This is a genomic window from Fibrobacterota bacterium (genome assembly GCA_019509785.1).
GTDB lineage: Bacteria > Fibrobacterota > Fibrobacteria > UBA11236 > UBA11236 > Chersky-265.
In genome coordinates, this window is sequence record JAEKLQ010000068.1 from 41028 (window position 1) to 57710 (window position 16683).

Annotated in this window: 10 protein-coding genes and 1 pseudogene; 5 read left to right on the forward strand and 6 right to left on the reverse strand. The window is 61.9% G+C overall.

What is annotated here, in order from left to right; translation table 11 throughout:
• Positions 1-5: 5 nt before the first annotated feature.
• The 3 genes from JF616_19625 to JF616_19635 are packed head-to-tail and all read right to left on the reverse strand — an operon-like array spanning position 6 to position 6450.
• Complete coding sequence (locus JF616_19625; GenBank protein MBW8889972.1) at positions 6-2903, reverse strand: tetratricopeptide repeat protein; 2898 nt, start codon at positions 2901-2903, stop codon at positions 6-8.
• A complete protein-coding gene (locus JF616_19630; protein MBW8889973.1) occupies positions 2900-3784 on the reverse strand; it encodes a hypothetical protein in 885 nt (294 codons plus the stop codon). Before JF616_19630 ends, JF616_19625 begins: the two co-directional genes overlap by 4 nt.
• Positions 3781-6450 carry a bifunctional glycoside hydrolase 114/ polysaccharide deacetylase family protein gene (locus JF616_19635; protein MBW8889974.1) on the reverse strand — a complete coding sequence of 890 codons (2670 nt, stop codon included), beginning with the start codon at positions 6448-6450 and terminating at the stop codon, positions 3781-3783. The genes JF616_19630 and JF616_19635 overlap by 4 nt, the downstream gene beginning before the upstream one ends.
• A gap of 307 nt (positions 6451-6757) precedes the next feature.
• On the opposite strand from JF616_19635, the gene creB reads away from it, so the two are divergent.
• From creB to JF616_19660, 5 genes are all read left to right on the forward strand, one after another.
• On the forward strand, positions 6758-7489 hold the full coding sequence (creB, locus tag JF616_19640) for a two-component system response regulator CreB (GenBank protein ID MBW8889975.1): 732 nt from the start codon (positions 6758-6760) through the stop codon (positions 7487-7489).
• Between the two features lie 3 nt (positions 7490-7492).
• Complete coding sequence (gene creC, locus JF616_19645; GenBank protein ID MBW8889976.1) at positions 7493-8956, forward strand: two-component system sensor histidine kinase CreC; 1464 nt, start codon at positions 7493-7495, stop codon at positions 8954-8956.
• Positions 8957-9042: 86 nt separating this feature from the next.
• On the forward strand, positions 9043-10449 hold the full coding sequence (gene creD / locus JF616_19650; protein MBW8889977.1) for a cell envelope integrity protein CreD: 1407 nt from the start codon (positions 9043-9045) through the stop codon (positions 10447-10449).
• A complete protein-coding gene (locus tag JF616_19655; protein MBW8889978.1) occupies positions 10446-11210 on the forward strand; it encodes a hypothetical protein in 765 nt (254 codons plus the stop codon). The genes creD and JF616_19655 overlap by 4 nt, the downstream gene beginning before the upstream one ends.
• The gene (locus JF616_19660) at positions 11207-11950 is read left to right on the forward strand and encodes a lysozyme (GenBank protein MBW8889979.1); all 744 of its coding nucleotides are present in this window, start codon (positions 11207-11209) and stop codon (positions 11948-11950) included. The genes JF616_19655 and JF616_19660 overlap by 4 nt, the downstream gene beginning before the upstream one ends.
• Here the strand turns inward: JF616_19660 and JF616_19665 are convergent.
• From JF616_19665 to JF616_19675, 3 genes and pseudogenes are all read right to left on the reverse strand, one after another.
• Positions 11902-12529 (reverse strand): annotated as a pseudogene (locus JF616_19665) (hypothetical protein). The gene JF616_19660 and the pseudogene JF616_19665 overlap by 49 nt on opposite strands.
• Positions 12530-12816: 287 nt before the next feature.
• Positions 12817-14682 (reverse strand): DNA helicase RecQ, encoded by a 1866-nt coding sequence (gene recQ, locus JF616_19670; protein MBW8889980.1) that lies wholly within the window; start codon positions 14680-14682, stop codon positions 12817-12819.
• Positions 14683-15344: 662 nt separating this feature from the next.
• A partial coding sequence (locus JF616_19675; GenBank protein MBW8889981.1) for a tetratricopeptide repeat protein occupies positions 15345-16683 on the reverse strand: 1339 nt, incomplete at its 5' end.

Here is a 16683-nt window from a genome sequence, read left to right on the forward strand (position 1 = left end):
TTTCCTCATCTGAAAGTGCAAGCGTAGTTCAAGGATAATGCGGATTCGGATTCGTTGCGGGTCAGGAGGCCGCTCGCGTACTCGGCGAGAGCGGTGATCCTTTGCGCGGCGGAAGGCTTCAGGGTGAATCCCGCCCGGACCGCCAATTCATTGGCCCATGCCCCCGGTCCTTCGGATCCGGGATCGGGAAAATAGTTCCGTCCCAGTTCGAAGGACGCGGTCGGAGAGGGGAGCCAACCGGCTTCCGGCCGGGTCCGGTCCTGCCATTCCAGGTAGGCCGAACCGTGCCAAAAGGTTTGGGGGAATTCCTTCGGCGTAAGCAGTCCGCCAATCAGGGAAATCCCTTTCGGCCCCGGCATGGCTTGGGCCGACGCGAAACCGTTGTAGGCGAAACTGGTGCCCGCCGACAGCGATGGCAAAAGGCGGTGCTCGACGACGACGCGCGCCAAGGCGCCTTCGCCCAACCAACGGCGGTCCCAAGAGCGGAATCCGGCGCGGGCCAGATGCAGATCCAAATCGACTTCGGCCGGCAGGGAAAGGTGCAAGCCGCCCCGCCAGCATTCTTTCACCGCCGCGATGGCCAGGATGGGATTTTCTTCCGCGAGCGCGTTCCGGTCATAGCCGGCGATGATCGAAACCTCACGCATCGGACGCCAGTCCTGCTCGGCGGTCACGGAATAAAGCGGATCCCGGGAGCCGCCCACGGCGGCGGCGGAAGTCGAGCGGATGCCTGCCGCCAGACGGGTGGTTCCATGCCGGGTTACACGCTTGAGTTCCAGGTTTCCGGCGTCTTCCCGATCGGGAACCGTCACGTCGAGGTCTTTCGAGATCCATGGCCGCCGGCGCGTTTCCGCGTGCGCGCTCAAAAGGACTCCCGCGCCCATGGGCCGGTCGCCCTGCAAGACCGCCTTCTCCTCATCGTAAAAAAGATGGCGGTCCGCCTCGTATCCGCCGCCGATGCCGGCGGCCCCGCGCAAGGCCCGGATGCCGGTGGGCTCGGGAATGGAGGCCAGGCCCATGCCGCCTTCGCCGGCGTACCCCGCCGCCGCCCGGGCGTTCCCCAAAAAGGCCGCCGCGCGGGCCTTGTCCTCCGCGCCCAATCCCGCTTCCTTGTTGTCCAGCAGATCGGCGACCTTGCCTACGTTCTCGGTCCGCATGGCCACCGCCAACTGGGCCCAAGCGGGGAAATCCTTTTCACCGGTCCCGGCGCCGCCCAGGGCGGCCATGGCATCCTCGGGGTTTTCCCCGCGGTCGACCCTCCAGGAGAATGCCGCTTCCTTGCTGCCCGAGCCGCCCTTGAATTGCCGGTTCAAGGCCGCCATGCGGCCGGCCGTTTCATCGCTGGAGCCGAACTTCCATGCCCAACGCGCCTCCGCTTCGAGCCATTCCCGGCCTTGCCGATCGTCCCCGGGAGCCGGTGGCGCCCGCATCGCTTCCCCTGCGCGCCGATATGCGCGCAGGGCGCCTTGCCCATCGCCGGCCTCCTCAAGGATCTCGGCGTAACTCAAGAGGAACGGGAAATCGGGATGCTCCCCTTCCCGGTCCAGCAATCGGAAATACGCCAAAGCCTCGCGATGGCGTTGCAACAACTTGTTGGCCATGGCCAGGGGCTCGAGAAGGGATTGCGGCGTGGCGGGACCGCGGTTCCAGCGATCGGCATAGACCGCCAGATCCGAGAGGCGGCTTTGCTCGATCAGCAGCCACAGGTATCCCGATTGGAAATCCTCGGAACCGGGTTCTTGCGAAAGGGCGCGCTGGAATTCCCGGCGGGCCAAAGCGGGCTTACCTTCCTTCTGATGGATCCGCGCCGCCAGCACGTAAAAGTAGGGCGCGTCCGTGAACAGGGCCCATTGATCCGGGGTCAAGCCGGCCAAGGCGCGCGAGGCCAGATCCCAGCGATCGACTTCGATGCATCGCTCCAGGTAATACACCAACATATCTGGTTCACGGAACTTGGCCCATCCCGCGACTGCGGCGCGCATGGCCAGGTCCGGATCGCGCAAGCGGGCCAGCCCGTTCAGATCCCGCAAATCCGCGGCGTCATAACGCCCGCTTTCGAAAAGCGCCCGATAGGCCTTGAGGGCGTCCCCGTACCTCTGCATCCAAACGTATGCGGAAGCCTGGAGGCGCAAGATAGGGATCCGTTCGGCCTCGCCCGTGGCCAGGCCATGCACGGCATCCAGGACCGCCGCGGCCTCCCGGATGCGGCCCCGGCGGCTGTAGATTTCAGCGCGACGGAGCCCGATGGCGGGGGAGTTCCCGTATTGCGAGGCCATCGTTTCCAGCGTCTTCAGGGCTTCCGCATCCCGGTCCGTACGCTCCAGGAGTTCGATCAGCTTAAGCGTGAGCACGGAATCGGGGCGGCCGGCCAGGCGCTTCCGCAAACGTTCGATGCCCTTCCCGGGCTCGCCGCTGTTTTCGTAGGCATCCAGAAACTGGCTCCACTCCGCCGCGTCCAGATCCTGCTCGGCGGCGATCCCTTCCCAAGCCCGCACCGACGCGTTGTAATCCCGCAAGGCCGCTGCCAGGCGCACGGCCTCGCGATAGGCCTCCCCGCGACGGCCATGCGCGCCCAGGTATTCCCACTCGCGCAGGGCCAGGGCGGGGTCCCCGGCCCACTCCGCGGTCTTGGCCAGGCGTTCCCGCCAAGCGGAAAGCTCCGGGCGTTGGCGCACCGCCTCCTTCGCCAACTCGAAGGCGTCCTTGACGTTGCGCGCCGCCAGGAAAACATCGTATGCCAGCGCGTAAACGGTATCGTTGAAGGCGCGGAAGGGCTTGGCGCCCGTAACATCGGAGTTACCGGAGGCATCCGCCTCTGGAATGCCGGCCGAAAGGGCGGGCCAGGCGAACGTCAAAATCGCGGCCGCCGACAGGATCAGCAGGCCGCTTCCGGTATGCCTCATGGGCGGGGCCCGGAAGCGATGGGCTTGACCAAAAGTTGGGCGTAACGTTGGGCCTGGCCGGGCCGATCGGCGGCTTGGGCCAAACGTACCAGGAAAAGCAGTACCTCGGTGTCGCCGCTCCATTCCCGCATGCGGCTGTCGGCGGCGGCCAGGGCTTCGTCCAGTCGGCCGCAGGCTTGCAAGTCGCGCAAGCCGTCCAGGAACGCGGATTTGCGCTCCGCCGCATCCTTCAGTACCGCCCCGTCCTTCCGGCCATCCAGGGCCGCGAAAAGCGCCGCCGAGGCCCCCTGGCAATCGCCCGCGGCCCGGCTCATTTCCGCCGAGCGACGGTACCAGGCCGGGTGAAGCGAATCCGCGCCCGCGGCCCGCAGGTATAACTTGGCGGCCAGATCATACGCGCCGCCGGCTCCCGCCTTTTCCCCGGCCCAGGCCAGATGCGACGGCGTCCCTCCTTGCAGCAATTCTTCCCCCGCCGTCCGCAAGCGCGCCGCGGCATTCGCGTCCTTGCCTGATGCGGAGGAGAAGGCCCAGGAGGCGACCTCGATTTCCAGCATCCACAAGCTGTCCCGCGGACTTCCGCGATCCGTTTGCAAGCGATCGAACTCCGCGAAGGCTCCCGCGTAATCCCCCGTGAGCCCGAGTTGGCGGATATATTCGCGCCGCAAGGGAAACCCCTTTTCCCCTTTCGCCAGCAGGCTGCGCAAAAGCAGCACGCGCACGCTGTCCCCATGATCGGCATCGCCCCCGCCCCCGCCCCCGAGTTGCTGGAAGACCGAGGCCTTCGGGAAAATCAGGACGATGATCATGAGCATGGCCGCCCCGAAGAGGGCCAAGGCCCAAGGGGGCAAGAGACGGCGGCGGGGAAGATGGGACGGGCTCATGGGCAGTCCGCCTCGATACGGGCCTTGCGAGAGGCGATGCGGAAGGTTTGGCGATCGCCGGGGCCGGCTTTCCCGCCCACGGGCGCGCCATCGGCCTTGATCCGGCACCGCCCGGCCCCTCCCAACGAAAAGACGAGATCCAAATGGCCTTCCAGCGTCATGCTAAGGCGCCGCCCGTCCGAGGCCCAATCCGAAAGAACGGCATTGGCGGCGGCCAGGTAAGGCCGTTCCGGGGGTTTGGGGGAGAGAACCAATTTGCACGTCGCTCCGGATAGGTGGATGTAGCGCGACTCCCCGGCGTCGGCGTAGCCGATCACGCCTTCCGAACGGGCCAAATCCGGATATCCCATGGATGCCGGGATACGCAATTCCCTGAGCGATCCCCCGCCTTGGATGAGCCATGCCTCGCCTGAGCGAGCAAGCGCCATGCCGTTGAAGTCGAGGACCTTGGCGGTATATTCGGATACGTAGACGTTATAGAGCTCGCGACCCAGCGCCCAGTCATACACCTTCTTCAGGGCCTTCAGGGAGGCTTCCTTGGAGCCCGAGTAGCTGTGGTAATAGATGTCCACGGGCTTGAAGCGGACTGGCTTATCGGTACGTTCGAAGGTTTCGATCACGTTTTCGTACCCGTAAAAAGGGCCGGTCCATTCATTGGTGTACATGTTTTCGTTCTGGTTCGGGGCGTACACCTGGAAAAACCCGCCCTTGTTCAGCCCTATGGGGGCGATGCCGGTCCAGCTATCGCTCGAGGCCGTGATCACCGTCTCGCCGCCGTTCATATTGGCTACCCCGGCGGCATAGGTCAATCCGACGGTGCGGGAATCCGGATTGCAATTCCCGGACCAAAGCAGAACCTTGCAGGTTTTGCCGGGAGGGGCCAGTTCCTTGTTGATGTAGTCGATGGACCCGCCCACTTCCCGTTGCATTAGATCGGGCCCGAAACGGAATCCGGGAATGTCCAAGTGGTTCTCTTTCCCTTCCTTGCCGCCGCGCGCGAATCGGCCCCAATTGAAAGGGTGGGAATAGGTATGGCTGGCGATCTCGATCTGGGGGAGCGCCAGGATCCGTTTGGCGACAGGCAAGGTCTGCGGGCTGGATTGGGGATACATACCCTTGGGCGCCACCTCCCCTTCGATGACGGAGAAGGTCGTGGCGAAGGGATACTTGGAGAGGACTTCCTGCTCCAGGACTTCCCCGGCGAAGGGATGGGGGACCCAATCCGCCCGGTTGGCGAATCCGTCCCCGTCCACGTGGACCATCAGCAAACGCGTACCGTTCTCGGTGGTGATATCGGGCGCGGGCAATACCGGCAGGCGCAGGGCCTGCGCCAGGAATTCCATAGGCTGCGTCACCCATCTTTCCAGTCGATTGTCCGGCAGGGTCCGCATCAGGAAGGGAGACAGGACGTAACCGCCCCAGGGCGTGTAGGCCGCGGCCACCATGGTGTCCCCGCGTACGCCGGCGATTTGGAGCAGAGGCTTCCCGGCCGCGATGCGCAAGGGCCGGAAGGCGCGGGCGTCGGGGAGCGGCTCCATCTCGAAGTGCATCACCTTTTCGGACTGCACCAGTCGCACTACCGTGTCCTTGGCGGAAGCCCGCGAAGGCCGGAAGCCGAATGCCTGGGCGTGGGGGCCGGTCCACGAGAAAGGGAGCTCGCCCCAAAAAACGATTTTCATCCCCTCGGCGGATTGGGCAACCAACCAGGTAGCCATCGCCGAGCTGACCGGAGGGGTTCCGCCCGCTTGCCAGCAAAGGATGCCGGCGTAGCGGCCTGCCAGCGGGAAGTTCGGCGGAGGAAGACGGATGTCGCGGAATTCCGGGATGTAACCCAGGTAGGTGAGCATGGGATCGGCATTGCGGTGGATGGCCAATTCGTCGAGATCGCCGCCCTCCTCCCCGTCGTACAGCATGAGGATCCGGCGGGGCACCGCTTCCACGGAGCCTACCCCGAGCATGTCCAGGCCCGGCGTGGTCACCCACGGTACCAGCCCCACGTCCCGGATCCGTTCCGCCGTGGCGCGCATCAGATCGCGATCGGAAGCGGGCACGTAATCGATGGCGATGGCCGGTAAGCCATATTTTTTGGTAACCTGGCCGGCCTTGTCCAACAGGTAGAAGCGGTCCTGCTCGGATACCTCGGTGAACTTCCCGCGCGCGGCATCCCATCCCCGAAAAAGCGATTCGAAGGCCACAGCGTAGATTTGCTCATGGATTTCCGGCAGCAGATCGAAGCCCCGGTTCAGAACCAGGCGGGCCTCGGGATAAGCCTTCTTGATGCGGCGGATCACCGCTATGAGGCCTTTTTCCTGCCGGGCCCGCTCTTCCGGCGACTTCACGTACAATTCATAAGAATCAAGGGCGTCCAGGAAGAAACCACGATATCCCCGTTTCCATAGCGGAACGATGACATGCGCCAAATAAAAATCAGGCCACGCTTCCGCCGTTTGATCGAGAACGGCGGAGCCCCAGGCGGGATTTTCGCCCAGGATCCATTGCTTGGGGATTTTACGGTAATAGTTCCGGCTGCGGTGGACTTCGCCCAAGGCTACGTAGGCTATCCAGCGATTGGCGGAGGCCGAATCCCCGGGTCCGAAAACGGGCGCAGGGCCATTCACGTGATCCGGTTCGAGGATGACATGATCGAAAACGCGAAGCTCCTGCAAGGGAGGATTCGCTCCATAATAGAATGCGAAAGACTTCTGGGTGGTCGTGGCGCAAACGCTGACAGGGAGTGCGGCAAACCAAAGCCAGAAGCGAAAGCTTTGGCGAACGGACACCCCGCAAATTTACTCAATGAATCATGTTTTCAAATCAGCAAAAAGCGGCGGCCTTCTCCCAAAAGCGAAATCAAACCGGACATTAAAAAATGGTCAGATTAAGGTAACGTACCGGTGGACCGCCGGGCTCGCCGGTGTACCGGATGGGACAGTGTCCGGAACCGGTATTGTTATCTTCCTTGGCTCCCAGCCCATGCCCGGACGCATCCTCATCATCGAAGACGAACCGGCAATCGCCGACAATATCGTCTATGCGCTGGAAACAGAAGGATTCACTTGCCGCTGGTGCGCGACCGGGCGGGAAGGGCTGGCGGCCCTGGACGAGCCCTTCGACTTGGCGGTATTGGACGTCGGCCTTCCCGACATGGGGGGATTCGACGTTTGCCGCGAGATCCGCAAGCGTCGCGATTTGCCCATTCTATTCCTGACCGCCCGCGCGGGCGAAATCGATCGCGTAGTGGGGCTTGAGCTCGGGGCCGACGATTACGTCGTCAAACCTTTCAGTCCCCGGGAATTGGCGGCGCGTATCAAGGCCATCCTGCGGCGAACCGCCAAGGGTCCAGGCGAGCCCGGACCGGTTGGGCCCATCGCTTCGGCGAATCCCGTCCCTGGCGAGCCGGCCCGAGCGGACATATCGCCCTTCCATCACGATGCGGAACGTTGCTCGATTACCTATTTCGGAAAACGCCTGGACCTGTCCCGCTACGAATACCGTCTCCTCTTGGCTCTCATCGAGAAGCCCGGGCGCGTATGGTCGCGCGAGCGCTTGATGGAAAAAGCCTGGGACGAGCCGGAGGCGAGCCTGGACCGCACCGTGGATGCGCATATCAAGGCGGTGCGCGCCAAGCTACGCCAGGTACGGCCGGATGTGGAAGCCATCATGACCCATCGGGGCATGGGCTATTCCCTCAAAGAGGAGTGGTGACGCGTGCGGTTGCGGACGCGCCTGTTCTTGGGCTTCTTTCTGCTGACCGGCGCCGGTTTCTATGTCCTGGTCGGCTGGATCCTCCGCGATTTAAGGCCGCGCTATCTGGAATCCTCCGAGGAAAGCCTGATCGATTCGGCCAACCTGCTGGCCGCCTTGTTAGAGCAGGATATCGGGCCCGACGGGGCCATCCCCGTGGAGCGGCTACGCGGCGCATACGCCAGGCTTCCGGGCCGCCCGATAAGCGCGCAGATCTACCGCTTCGCCAAGACCCGGGTGGACTTGCGCGTGTATGTTACCGACTCCTCGGGAAAGGTCCTCTTCGATTCCGACGCCGGCCGCGATGAGGGGAAAGATTACTCGCGTTGGCGGGACGTTTTCCTCGCCTTGCGCGGGCAGTACGGGGCCCGGACCACCCGCGTCGATCCCGCGGTCGCGTCTTCATCGGTGCTGTACGTGGCCGCGCCCGTACGCGAGCCTGGGGGCCGCATCGCGGGGGTGGTGACGGTTTCCAAGCCTTCCAACAGCATCAATCTTTTCATCCAGGCGGCGCGGGGGAAAATCGTGCTGGCGGGCCTGTTGGCGGCCGCCGCGGTGGCCCTGGCGGGCATGGTGCTTTCCGCCTTCGTGACCCGGCCCATCCAGCGGATCACGGACTATGCCCGCGCGATCAGGGACGGACGGCCCGCCGCCTTCCCAGCCTTGGGCCGCAGCGAAATCGGGGAGATGGGCCGCGCCTTCGAGGAAATGCGCGAAGCCCTGGAGGGGAAGAAATACGTGGAAGAGTACGTGCATACCTTGACCCACGAGCTCAAGAGCCCCATTTCCTCGGTGCGCGGCGCCGCCGAGTTGTTGCAAGAGGAAATGCCTCCGGAGCGGCGCGCCGGGTTCCTCGCCAATATCCGCTCCGAAACCGAGCGCATGCAATCCCTGGTGGATCGGATGCTCGATCTCTCCGGTTTGGAGAGCCGGCGTGGCTTGCTTCAAATCGAGCCGGTGGACGTCGCCGCCCTCGCGGCGGAATCGCAGGCCCGCCTGGAATCCGCCTTGGCCGGCAAAGGCTTGCGTTGGGATTCCGATATCGCGCCCGGGCTGACGGTTCCGGGGGAGCGCTTCCTGCTGCAACAGGCATTGCTGAACCTGATCGAAAACGCGGTTTCCTTTTCCCCGCGGAATGGAGCGATCCGGATCAAGGCGGCGCGCGTAGACGAAGGGCCGCGCTCATGGGCGCGCATCGAAATCCTGGACGATGGGCCGGGTCTGCCCGACTTCGCGGGGGAACGCGTTTTCGAGAAATTCTATTCCCTGCAACGTCCGGACACCGGTCGCAAGAGTTCGGGGCTCGGCCTGACGATAGTGCAAGAGATCACCCGCCTGCATAAAGGGACCATCCGCCTGGGGAATCGCAGCGAAGGCGGCCTGCGGGCCGAATGGATACTTCCCGCCGAATTCTCCGCGTCTTCATAAGGCTTTCATACTCCCTTCACCTAGGGTCCCTATCCTTTGGGCATGGCCTCGGGAACGCATCCCGCGGCCTTAACCAGGAAGGCCCTATGATGATTCCCGATCCCGAACGTTACGACCACGCCGACGAAACCGCGTTCCCCGCCGGATCCCGCGCCCCCTTCGCCAAAGCGATACAGGGTGCCGGTTCCGTGGGCAAGATGGCCTTCATCGCCATCCTCATCGGCTTGTTGTTGATCCCGGTAGGCATGGTGGAGAGCTTGATCAGGGAGCGCGAATACAACGGGACATCGGCGGAACAGGAAGTGGCGGGCAAATGGGGCGGAAGCCAGCAAGTCACGGGGCCCATCCTGACCGTACCTTACCGCGTCTTCACCCAGCGCGAGAAAGGCAAGACGGATACCAGCATCGAGTACGCGCATTTCCTGCCCGAAGATCTGAGCGTCACCGGATCCTTGGAGCCGGAAATCCGCCACCGCGGCATTTACGACGTGGCGCTTTTCCGGGCCAATCTCCACCTCACCGGGCACTTCGCCCGTCCGGACTTCTCGGGATGGCGCGTGGCCCCGGAGAATATCCTTTGGGACGCGGCCTTCGTGACCCTGGCGGTTCCCGACGTGCGCTCCCTGGCCGGCGAAGTCCCCTTGAGCTGGAACGGTAAAACGGCCCAATGCCTACCGGACAATTTCGTCGGAAGCCCTGTCTCCGCGGGCCTGCATGCCCCCGTGAACATGGCCCCGCAAGCCTCCGGCAAGGAAGTGTATCCCTTCGAGATGAGCGTGGCGTTGAATGGAAGCGGTAGCATGCAATTCCTGCCCATGGGCAAGGAAACCCGGGTCTCCCTCGCTTCGCCCTGGAAAACCCCTAGCTTCTCCGGCGCCTTCCTGCCGCGCGAGAACCGCGTGGATGCCCAAGGGTTCACCGCCAACTGGGCCACCTTCCATCTTTCGCGTTCCTTCCCCCAAAGCTGGCGCGGATCGGAGATCACCGAGGCGAATTGGGACCGGTATGCATTCGGCGTGGATCTGAAATTGCCCGTCGACCGCTATCAGAAGACGAACCGGTGCGCCAAATACGCGGTCCTATTCATCGTATTGACCTTCCTGATTTTCTTCATGAACGAAACCTTCGATCGCCGCCGCATCCATCCCTTGCAATACGTGCTGGTCGGTTGCGCCCTCTGCCTGTTCTACTTGCTGTTATTGGCCCTGACCGAGCAGGTCCCCTTCGGCTACGCTTACGCCATCGCCACGGCGGGCATCGTGGGGATGATCACCGCTTACGGTGCCGCGGTGCTCAGCACCCGTAAACGCGCTTATGCCCTGGGGGGAATGCTCGCGTGCCTGTATGCCTACCTGTATTCGCTCTTGCAGATGGAGGATTTTTCCCTGCTGATGGGCGCGCTGGGTTTGTTCGCCATCCTCGGTGGCGTGATGTACCTGACCCGCAAACTCAATCGGGCAACCTCGACCATTCCCGCCCCGGGGGCCGCATGAGAGAGGCGTTTTTCCGTGAATGGCTCGACTATTTCCAATGGAACTCGGAGGAGCCGGATACCTTGCCCTGGGATGCCCGCGAATCGTTGACGCCCTTGGAACGCATGCGCATCGCCAAATCGATCGCCGCCTTCCAGTTGGGCGAAAATTCCGAGGGCTCGGCGCTGCTCAAGTTCGCCCGGGCTTTCGGGGACCGGGAGGGCTTCGCGGTGCTGCCCCTGGTTACGGCCTGCTTCATCCAGGAAGAGCGGAAGCATAGCGCGATGCTCACCCGCTTCATGGACAAGCACGCCATCCCTCGGCTGGCCTCCGATTGGACCGATTCTGTGTTCCGCGGCCTGCGCCGCCCCTTCGGATTCGCCGCGTCCATTTCGGTCTTGATTACGGCGGAGCTGATCGCCTTGATCTATTACCGGGCCCTGCGGGAGGCCACCGGATCCCGCTTGCTGCGGGCCATGTGCAACAAGATCCTGGACGATGAGAAGGCCCACGTCGAATACGAGTCCGCCTTGATCCGCTACGCGCAGGAGCGGACCTTCTGGCGGATGCGGATCTGGCGATGGGGGCAACGTGCGCTTTTCGCCGTCACCTTGGCCGTCGTCTTCCGGGAGCATCGCTTCGTGCTGCGGGCGGGAGGCTATCCCTGGCAACGGTTCCGCTCGGCATGTTGGCAGGAATTCCAGCGGGCCTTCCCGGAGCGGAGCGCGCGCATCGCTTTCCGCGATGGACGGGAAGTCGAAGGCTTGCGAAGGGCGATATGAAAGCCCAACGCATCCTCGTGACGTCGATCACCGGTCTGGCCCTGGTCTCTTGCATTCCGCCGGGAACGCGAGGAATCCAAGGCGTGGACGTCTCCCATCATCAAGGGCCGATGGATTGGGACGTGTTATCGGGCCACGGGGTGCGTTTCGCCTATATCAAGGCCACGGAAGGAACCGATTGGAACGATCCCGCCTATCGGTCTCACGCGGAGGCTGCGCGTTCGCGCGGCCTCCTGGTCGGCGCCTACCATTATTTCAGCTTCTGCTCCGATCCGGAACGGCAAGCCATGCATTTTCTGGCCAGCTTGGATTTACGTCCTGGGGATATGCTTCCCGCCGTGGATATCGAGAACCAGGGAAATTGCCTGCGGGATCCCGATCCCGAAACCCTTCGCGCTAATTTGCGGATCTTCATCTCGGTCGTGGCCCGCTCAACGGGACGTGAGCCGATGCTTTATATGACGGCGTGGTTCCATTGGCGGTACTTCGGGTCCCATCCTCTGACAGCGCCACTTTGGATTCGCGCCCCGTATTGGAGGCCCTCGGAAGGATCGCCTTGGGCCATCTGGCAGTACGCCACGACCAGGATACCGGGTGCGGACGGTGCCGTTGATCTGAATGTCTTACGGGGAGGGGAGTCGACCTTGGCGGAGCTCCGATATGATCCGGCGCATCGGTATATTGCTCCAGCTCAAGGCCAATCCGGGTCGACCGCGGCGATAGGCGCATCCGCCCCGTAGGCGTAGAAGGCAGCATCCATCGGGCGCAGCGGCCTTCCGAAGGCTTTCTCCCAATGCCGCTTCGATCCTTCCAGATCGGCGAAGCCGTATTCGTCCGACAAGTCCCAACTGCCGAAGACGCGTCCCGATTTTTCCATCACCTTGGGATCGGCCGCCAGGGCCGCGACCGCGCGGCCGACGAAACAGGGGGATTCGGAGGCCAGGAAATGCGGATCCGTCTCCGCCCCTTTCCGCCAGTCTGCCTCGGTGACCCCGAAGCGCTCCAGCCCCGAAACCGTTGCCGTCGGTGATCTCGACGATGAGGCCCCCGCCCGTCCTGATCAGGAGCGGACCCGCATAGCGGCTGGCAATGAGGTGGGTGTGCACGGCGTTCGCCAACATGGGAAGGCCTTTGCCCATGTCCAGTTCCCAAAAAGGCTTCCCCCATTCCACCGCGTCCTCGCCGCCCCAGACATCGTTTACCAGGATGTCGAGACGGCCCCGCTCCCGCCGTACCCTGTCGAAGAGGGCTTCCGCCTGGGACGGATCCAGGAAATCGACCCGCGTCGCTATGCCTTCGCCGCCATGGGCGGAAACCATCTCCGCGGTCTCTTCGATCGTTTCCGGTCGGCCGGCGGCAGCGGTAGCGCGCGTGCTACGTCCCGCGCAGAATACGGAGGAGAACAGGAGCCATCATAATAGGGTTATGATAAAACTTCCGGTAGCCGGGAAATGGCAGCAGTGACATGCTGGGGCCCCCATTGTTTTCCCCAAGTTATCAACAAGTTATCACCATACGCACAGAGTGTGCGAGAACGATGAATTCAGTTTGACATCGGGGCTAATCGGGTGAAATGAAAGGGTTCCTTTGGAAAGGAGCCTCCCATTCACCCGTTCTGATCCCGTTCTTTGCTCGCATAGGCCCGGATTTCCTGCACGAATTCAATGCCGTACTTATCCCGCTTATTGTCGCCCACGCCTGGTATTTCCCGGAGGGCGGAAAGCGTCATGGGCATTTGCCGGCACATCTCGTGCAGGGTTCGATCCGAAAATACCATGTAGGGCGGGATATTCTGGTTCTTGGCCAGGCCTTTGCGCAGGGTCCGCAGGCGATCGAAAAGTTCCCGATCGAAATCGACGGCTTCGCCTTCATCCCCCGCCGCGAGCGATGCGGAAGGGGCGAGACCCCGTTTCTTGGCCGCCGGCTTTTCGCGCTGAACGAGTTCCAGGATCTCGAAGGTTTCCTTGCCTTGCAAAACCGGCAAGCAAGCTTCCGTCAGTTTTAGGATGGGATAGAGCCCGGGATCCAAGGTCAGCAGTCCCCGGCCCAGCATCTCGCCGATGAGGGACCTCCAGAAGGGTTTATCCTTATGCTTGCCGGCGCCGTAGGTCTTGATTTGATCGTGACGCAACTCACGCACCTTCTGCGTATCCGCTCCGACGATCACGTCTACGACATGGGCGGCTCCGAAGCGTTCGCCGGTGCGCACCAGGGCCGAAAGGACCATCTGCGCCTCGCGCGTCGCGTCCTGGGTGGAAGCCTTACCGGTGCAGATGTCGCAGGAGCCGCAATCGGGTTCCGGATATACCTCTTCGAAGTAGGCGAGCAGTTGCTTGCGGCGGCATAGGTTGCGGGAAGCGAAGGCGGCCATCTGGTTAAGCCGCCTGATGGACAGTTCGCGCTCCTCGGGATCGTTAATCTGATCCAGGAAGTGGCGGATTTTCGGGATGTCCCCGCCGCCGTAATACAGTACGCAGAGGGACGGCTCGCCGTCGCGGCCCGCCCGTCCGGTTTCCTGGTAATAGCCTTCCAGGTTCTTGGGCAAATCGGCGTGCACCACGAAGCGCACGTTGGATTTGTCGATGCCCATCCCGAAGGCGATGGTCGCGACCACGACTTGGGTTTCGTCCTTGCTGAAGGCCTCCTGGTTGGAGGCGCGCTGCTCGACCGGCAGGCCCGCATGGTAGGGCAGGGCCTGGATGCCTTTCTTCTTCAGATGCGCGGCGGTTTTCTCAACGGCGTCGCGGGTGGTGCGGTAGATGATGCCGGGCTCGTCGGGATGGGCCCGGAGGAATTCCAGGATCTGCGCGTCCACGTCGCGCTTGGCGCGCACTTCGTAGAAGAGGTTGGGCCGATTGAAGGAGGCGCGCACCCGGAAGGCATCACGAAGGCCAAGGCGCGCGGCGATGTCGTCGCCCACCTTTGAGGTGGCCGTGGCCGTGAAGGCGGCGATGGGCGCGCGCGGGAAGTGCCGGCGGATCTCGCCCAAGGCCAGGTAGTCGGGCCGGAAATCATGGCCCCATTCCGACAGGCAATGGGCCTCGTCCACGGCGAAGAAAGAAATCTTGGCGGCCTTCAGGCTGTCCACGAAGGATTCCATGGCGAAGCGTTCGGGCGAGATGTAAAGGAGATCGAGATCGCCCGTTTCCAGCCGGCGATAAACCTGCGCAGCCTGGCTCCCGCTCAGGGAACTGTTCAGGAAGGCCGCCGCCATGTTGTTTTCCTTAGCGGAATCGACCTGATCCTTCATCAGCGAGATGAGCGGGCTGATGACCACGGCGGTGCCGGCGGCCATGCGCGCGGGCAGCTGGTAACAGAGGGACTTGCCGCCTCCCGTCGGCATGATGGCCAGCACGTCCTGTCCCGCCAGAATGGCTTCGACGATTTCCTTCTGGTGCGGCCGGAACGAGGCGTATCCGAAGGTCCGGCTCAGGGCCGTAAGCAACAAGGGCTCGGAGACGGCGGAAGGCATGGGGAAAATATAGGAATCGGCACGGGTCACCCCTGTGCCGGCGTTCTCAGCCCGGCATTGGGAGGAACATCCCGCGCTTGAAAATGGAGCTCCTTGGATGGAGCCGCGCGACTTTGGCATAGAACCGGATTTCCGGAGGATTCCTTCCGTAACGGGCTTCCAGTCGGCGCGGCCGTCCTCGGAAAAGAAGGCGACCCCGTTGCCGGCGAGGACGAAAAGGCCCTTGCCGGTTGCCACCGCTTGAGCAAAGCCAGCCCCCCGGTAGGCGAGGACGACTGCGGAGTCGGCTACTGATTTCGGACCAGATCGTGACAGAGGTTTTGATCCAGGCGATCAATGTATCGAGGCGGATCAACACCCGGGTGTAGCGACCCCCGTAACGCAGGTATCGCGCCCCAGCCAGCTGAGCCCCCGTCCCTGGAAAGGAAAAGGACACGGACCTGGCAGGCCAGCCAATTTCCCTGGGAGGGAAAAAAAGGTAGGAACGAAGGAAATTCAGGGGCGGGCAAGGTACGCTATGAAGCGAATCGGGCCTCGAATCATCGGGCGGAGAGGGGAAAGGAGACGGGAAGAATGTGAGTGAGAAAGAGAATGGCGGGTGTGTGGATGATGGACACGTCCATGGGTAGCTGGTTTTTTTGACCGGTCTCGGGCCGCTTTATTCAGTTCACCCTTTTTAGGATATGGTAACCCTGCCCGCTTTTCACGATACCGCTGATTTCTCCGGGTTTCAGTTTTGACAATGCCTCCCTGAAGGTAGGCGACATGTCCTGCCTACTCATTATTCCCATATCACCGCAATCTTCTCGGGTTTTGTCATCAAGGGACTCCTCCCTGGCCAAATGCTCGAAAGTTGAGCCGTTTTTAATCAACAAAATGAGATCCGAGGCTTGTTGCTGATTTTTCGCCAGAATATTCCTGACCCGGTATTTTCCCGCCTTGATTTCCTTCCGGTAGTATTGAGCCATCGTAAGCATTTTTCGCGCAGCCTGAAATGTTGGGTTGATTTCGAGGGTCTTGCGGTATTCCTTGATAGCCAGGTCGTAAACCCCGAGTTGGAAGTCGCGTTGGCCGGCGCTGAAGTAGGCGTAATAGTCGCCTGGATCAAGTTTGAGCGACTTACGTAGACTTTGATCCGCTTCTTGATAGCTTCCATCGCAAATGTAGGCTGCTGCCAAGCTGCTATGTCCGTCGGCATAATCTGAATCGATTGCAATGGCCGCTTTGGAGGCGGCGATGGCATCCTTGCACATTCCCGACAAGGTATAGGCCATTGCAAGTAGCTTGTAGGCTTCGAGAAGGCTTGAATCGAGGGAAAGAAGCGTCTTCAGATTCAAGATCGTTTCACTATCCTTTCCAAGTCGAAATTGGGCAAGAGCGAGTTGGAAATATGCCGGCTTACTCGTGGAATCAAGCCTGATGGACTTGGTCAGATTTTCAATCGCAAGATTGAAAAGCAGGTTATCCCCGTAAATGGTTCCAATAGCGGCATATGCGCCGCTATTGGCGGAGTCCATCTGCAAAGCCTTTCGCAACGATTCCATTCCCTCTTCCTTATGGCCGCGTTTTGCTTGGACGAATCCGTAGTTAACCCAGGTCCGGGCATCCGCAGGCGCCAATTCCTTCGCCTTTTGGCAGTATGGATATGCCTTTTCATAGTCCTTCATGCCAATGTAAAAGGTGGCCATGGAAATGTAAGGTTCGAATTGACTGGAGTCCATGGCAATGGATGAATCCAGGAATGCGACGGCCTCTTTGTATCGGTGGCTCATGAAGTAAGCGGTTCCCAGGTTGGAACGAGCCGACGAACAAGCGGAATCAACTTGGATCGCTTTCTTAAAATACGCGATGCACTCATCGAAATGACCTTGCTTAAGCGCAACGATCCCGAGACATTCGTAGGCCTGCCCAGAAGTCGAATCAATTTTCAGGGCCCTATGCGAGTAATCGGCGGCGGCGCCATATTTTCCCACATTAAACATTGCACTTGCCAGATTCGAA

What these genes read in the sequence shown, in the direction of transcription:
- JF616_19625 (MBW8889972.1), bottom strand. Translation starts at nt 2,903, where the DNA reads ATGAGGCATACCGGAAGCGGCCTGCTGATCCTGTCGGCGGCCGCGATT.
- JF616_19630 (MBW8889973.1), bottom strand. Translation starts at nt 3,784, where the DNA reads ATGAGCCCGTCCCATCTTCCCCGCCGCCGTCTCTTGCCCCCTTGGGCC.
- creB (MBW8889975.1), top strand. Translation starts at nt 6,758, where the DNA reads ATGCCCGGACGCATCCTCATCATCGAAGACGAACCGGCAATCGCCGAC.
- creD (MBW8889977.1), top strand. Translation starts at nt 9,043, where the DNA reads ATGATGATTCCCGATCCCGAACGTTACGACCACGCCGACGAAACCGCG.
- JF616_19655 (MBW8889978.1), top strand. Translation starts at nt 10,446, where the DNA reads ATGAGAGAGGCGTTTTTCCGTGAATGGCTCGACTATTTCCAATGGAAC.
- JF616_19660 (MBW8889979.1), top strand. Translation starts at nt 11,207, where the DNA reads ATGAAAGCCCAACGCATCCTCGTGACGTCGATCACCGGTCTGGCCCTG.
- recQ (MBW8889980.1), bottom strand. Translation starts at nt 14,682, where the DNA reads ATGCCTTCCGCCGTCTCCGAGCCCTTGTTGCTTACGGCCCTGAGCCGG.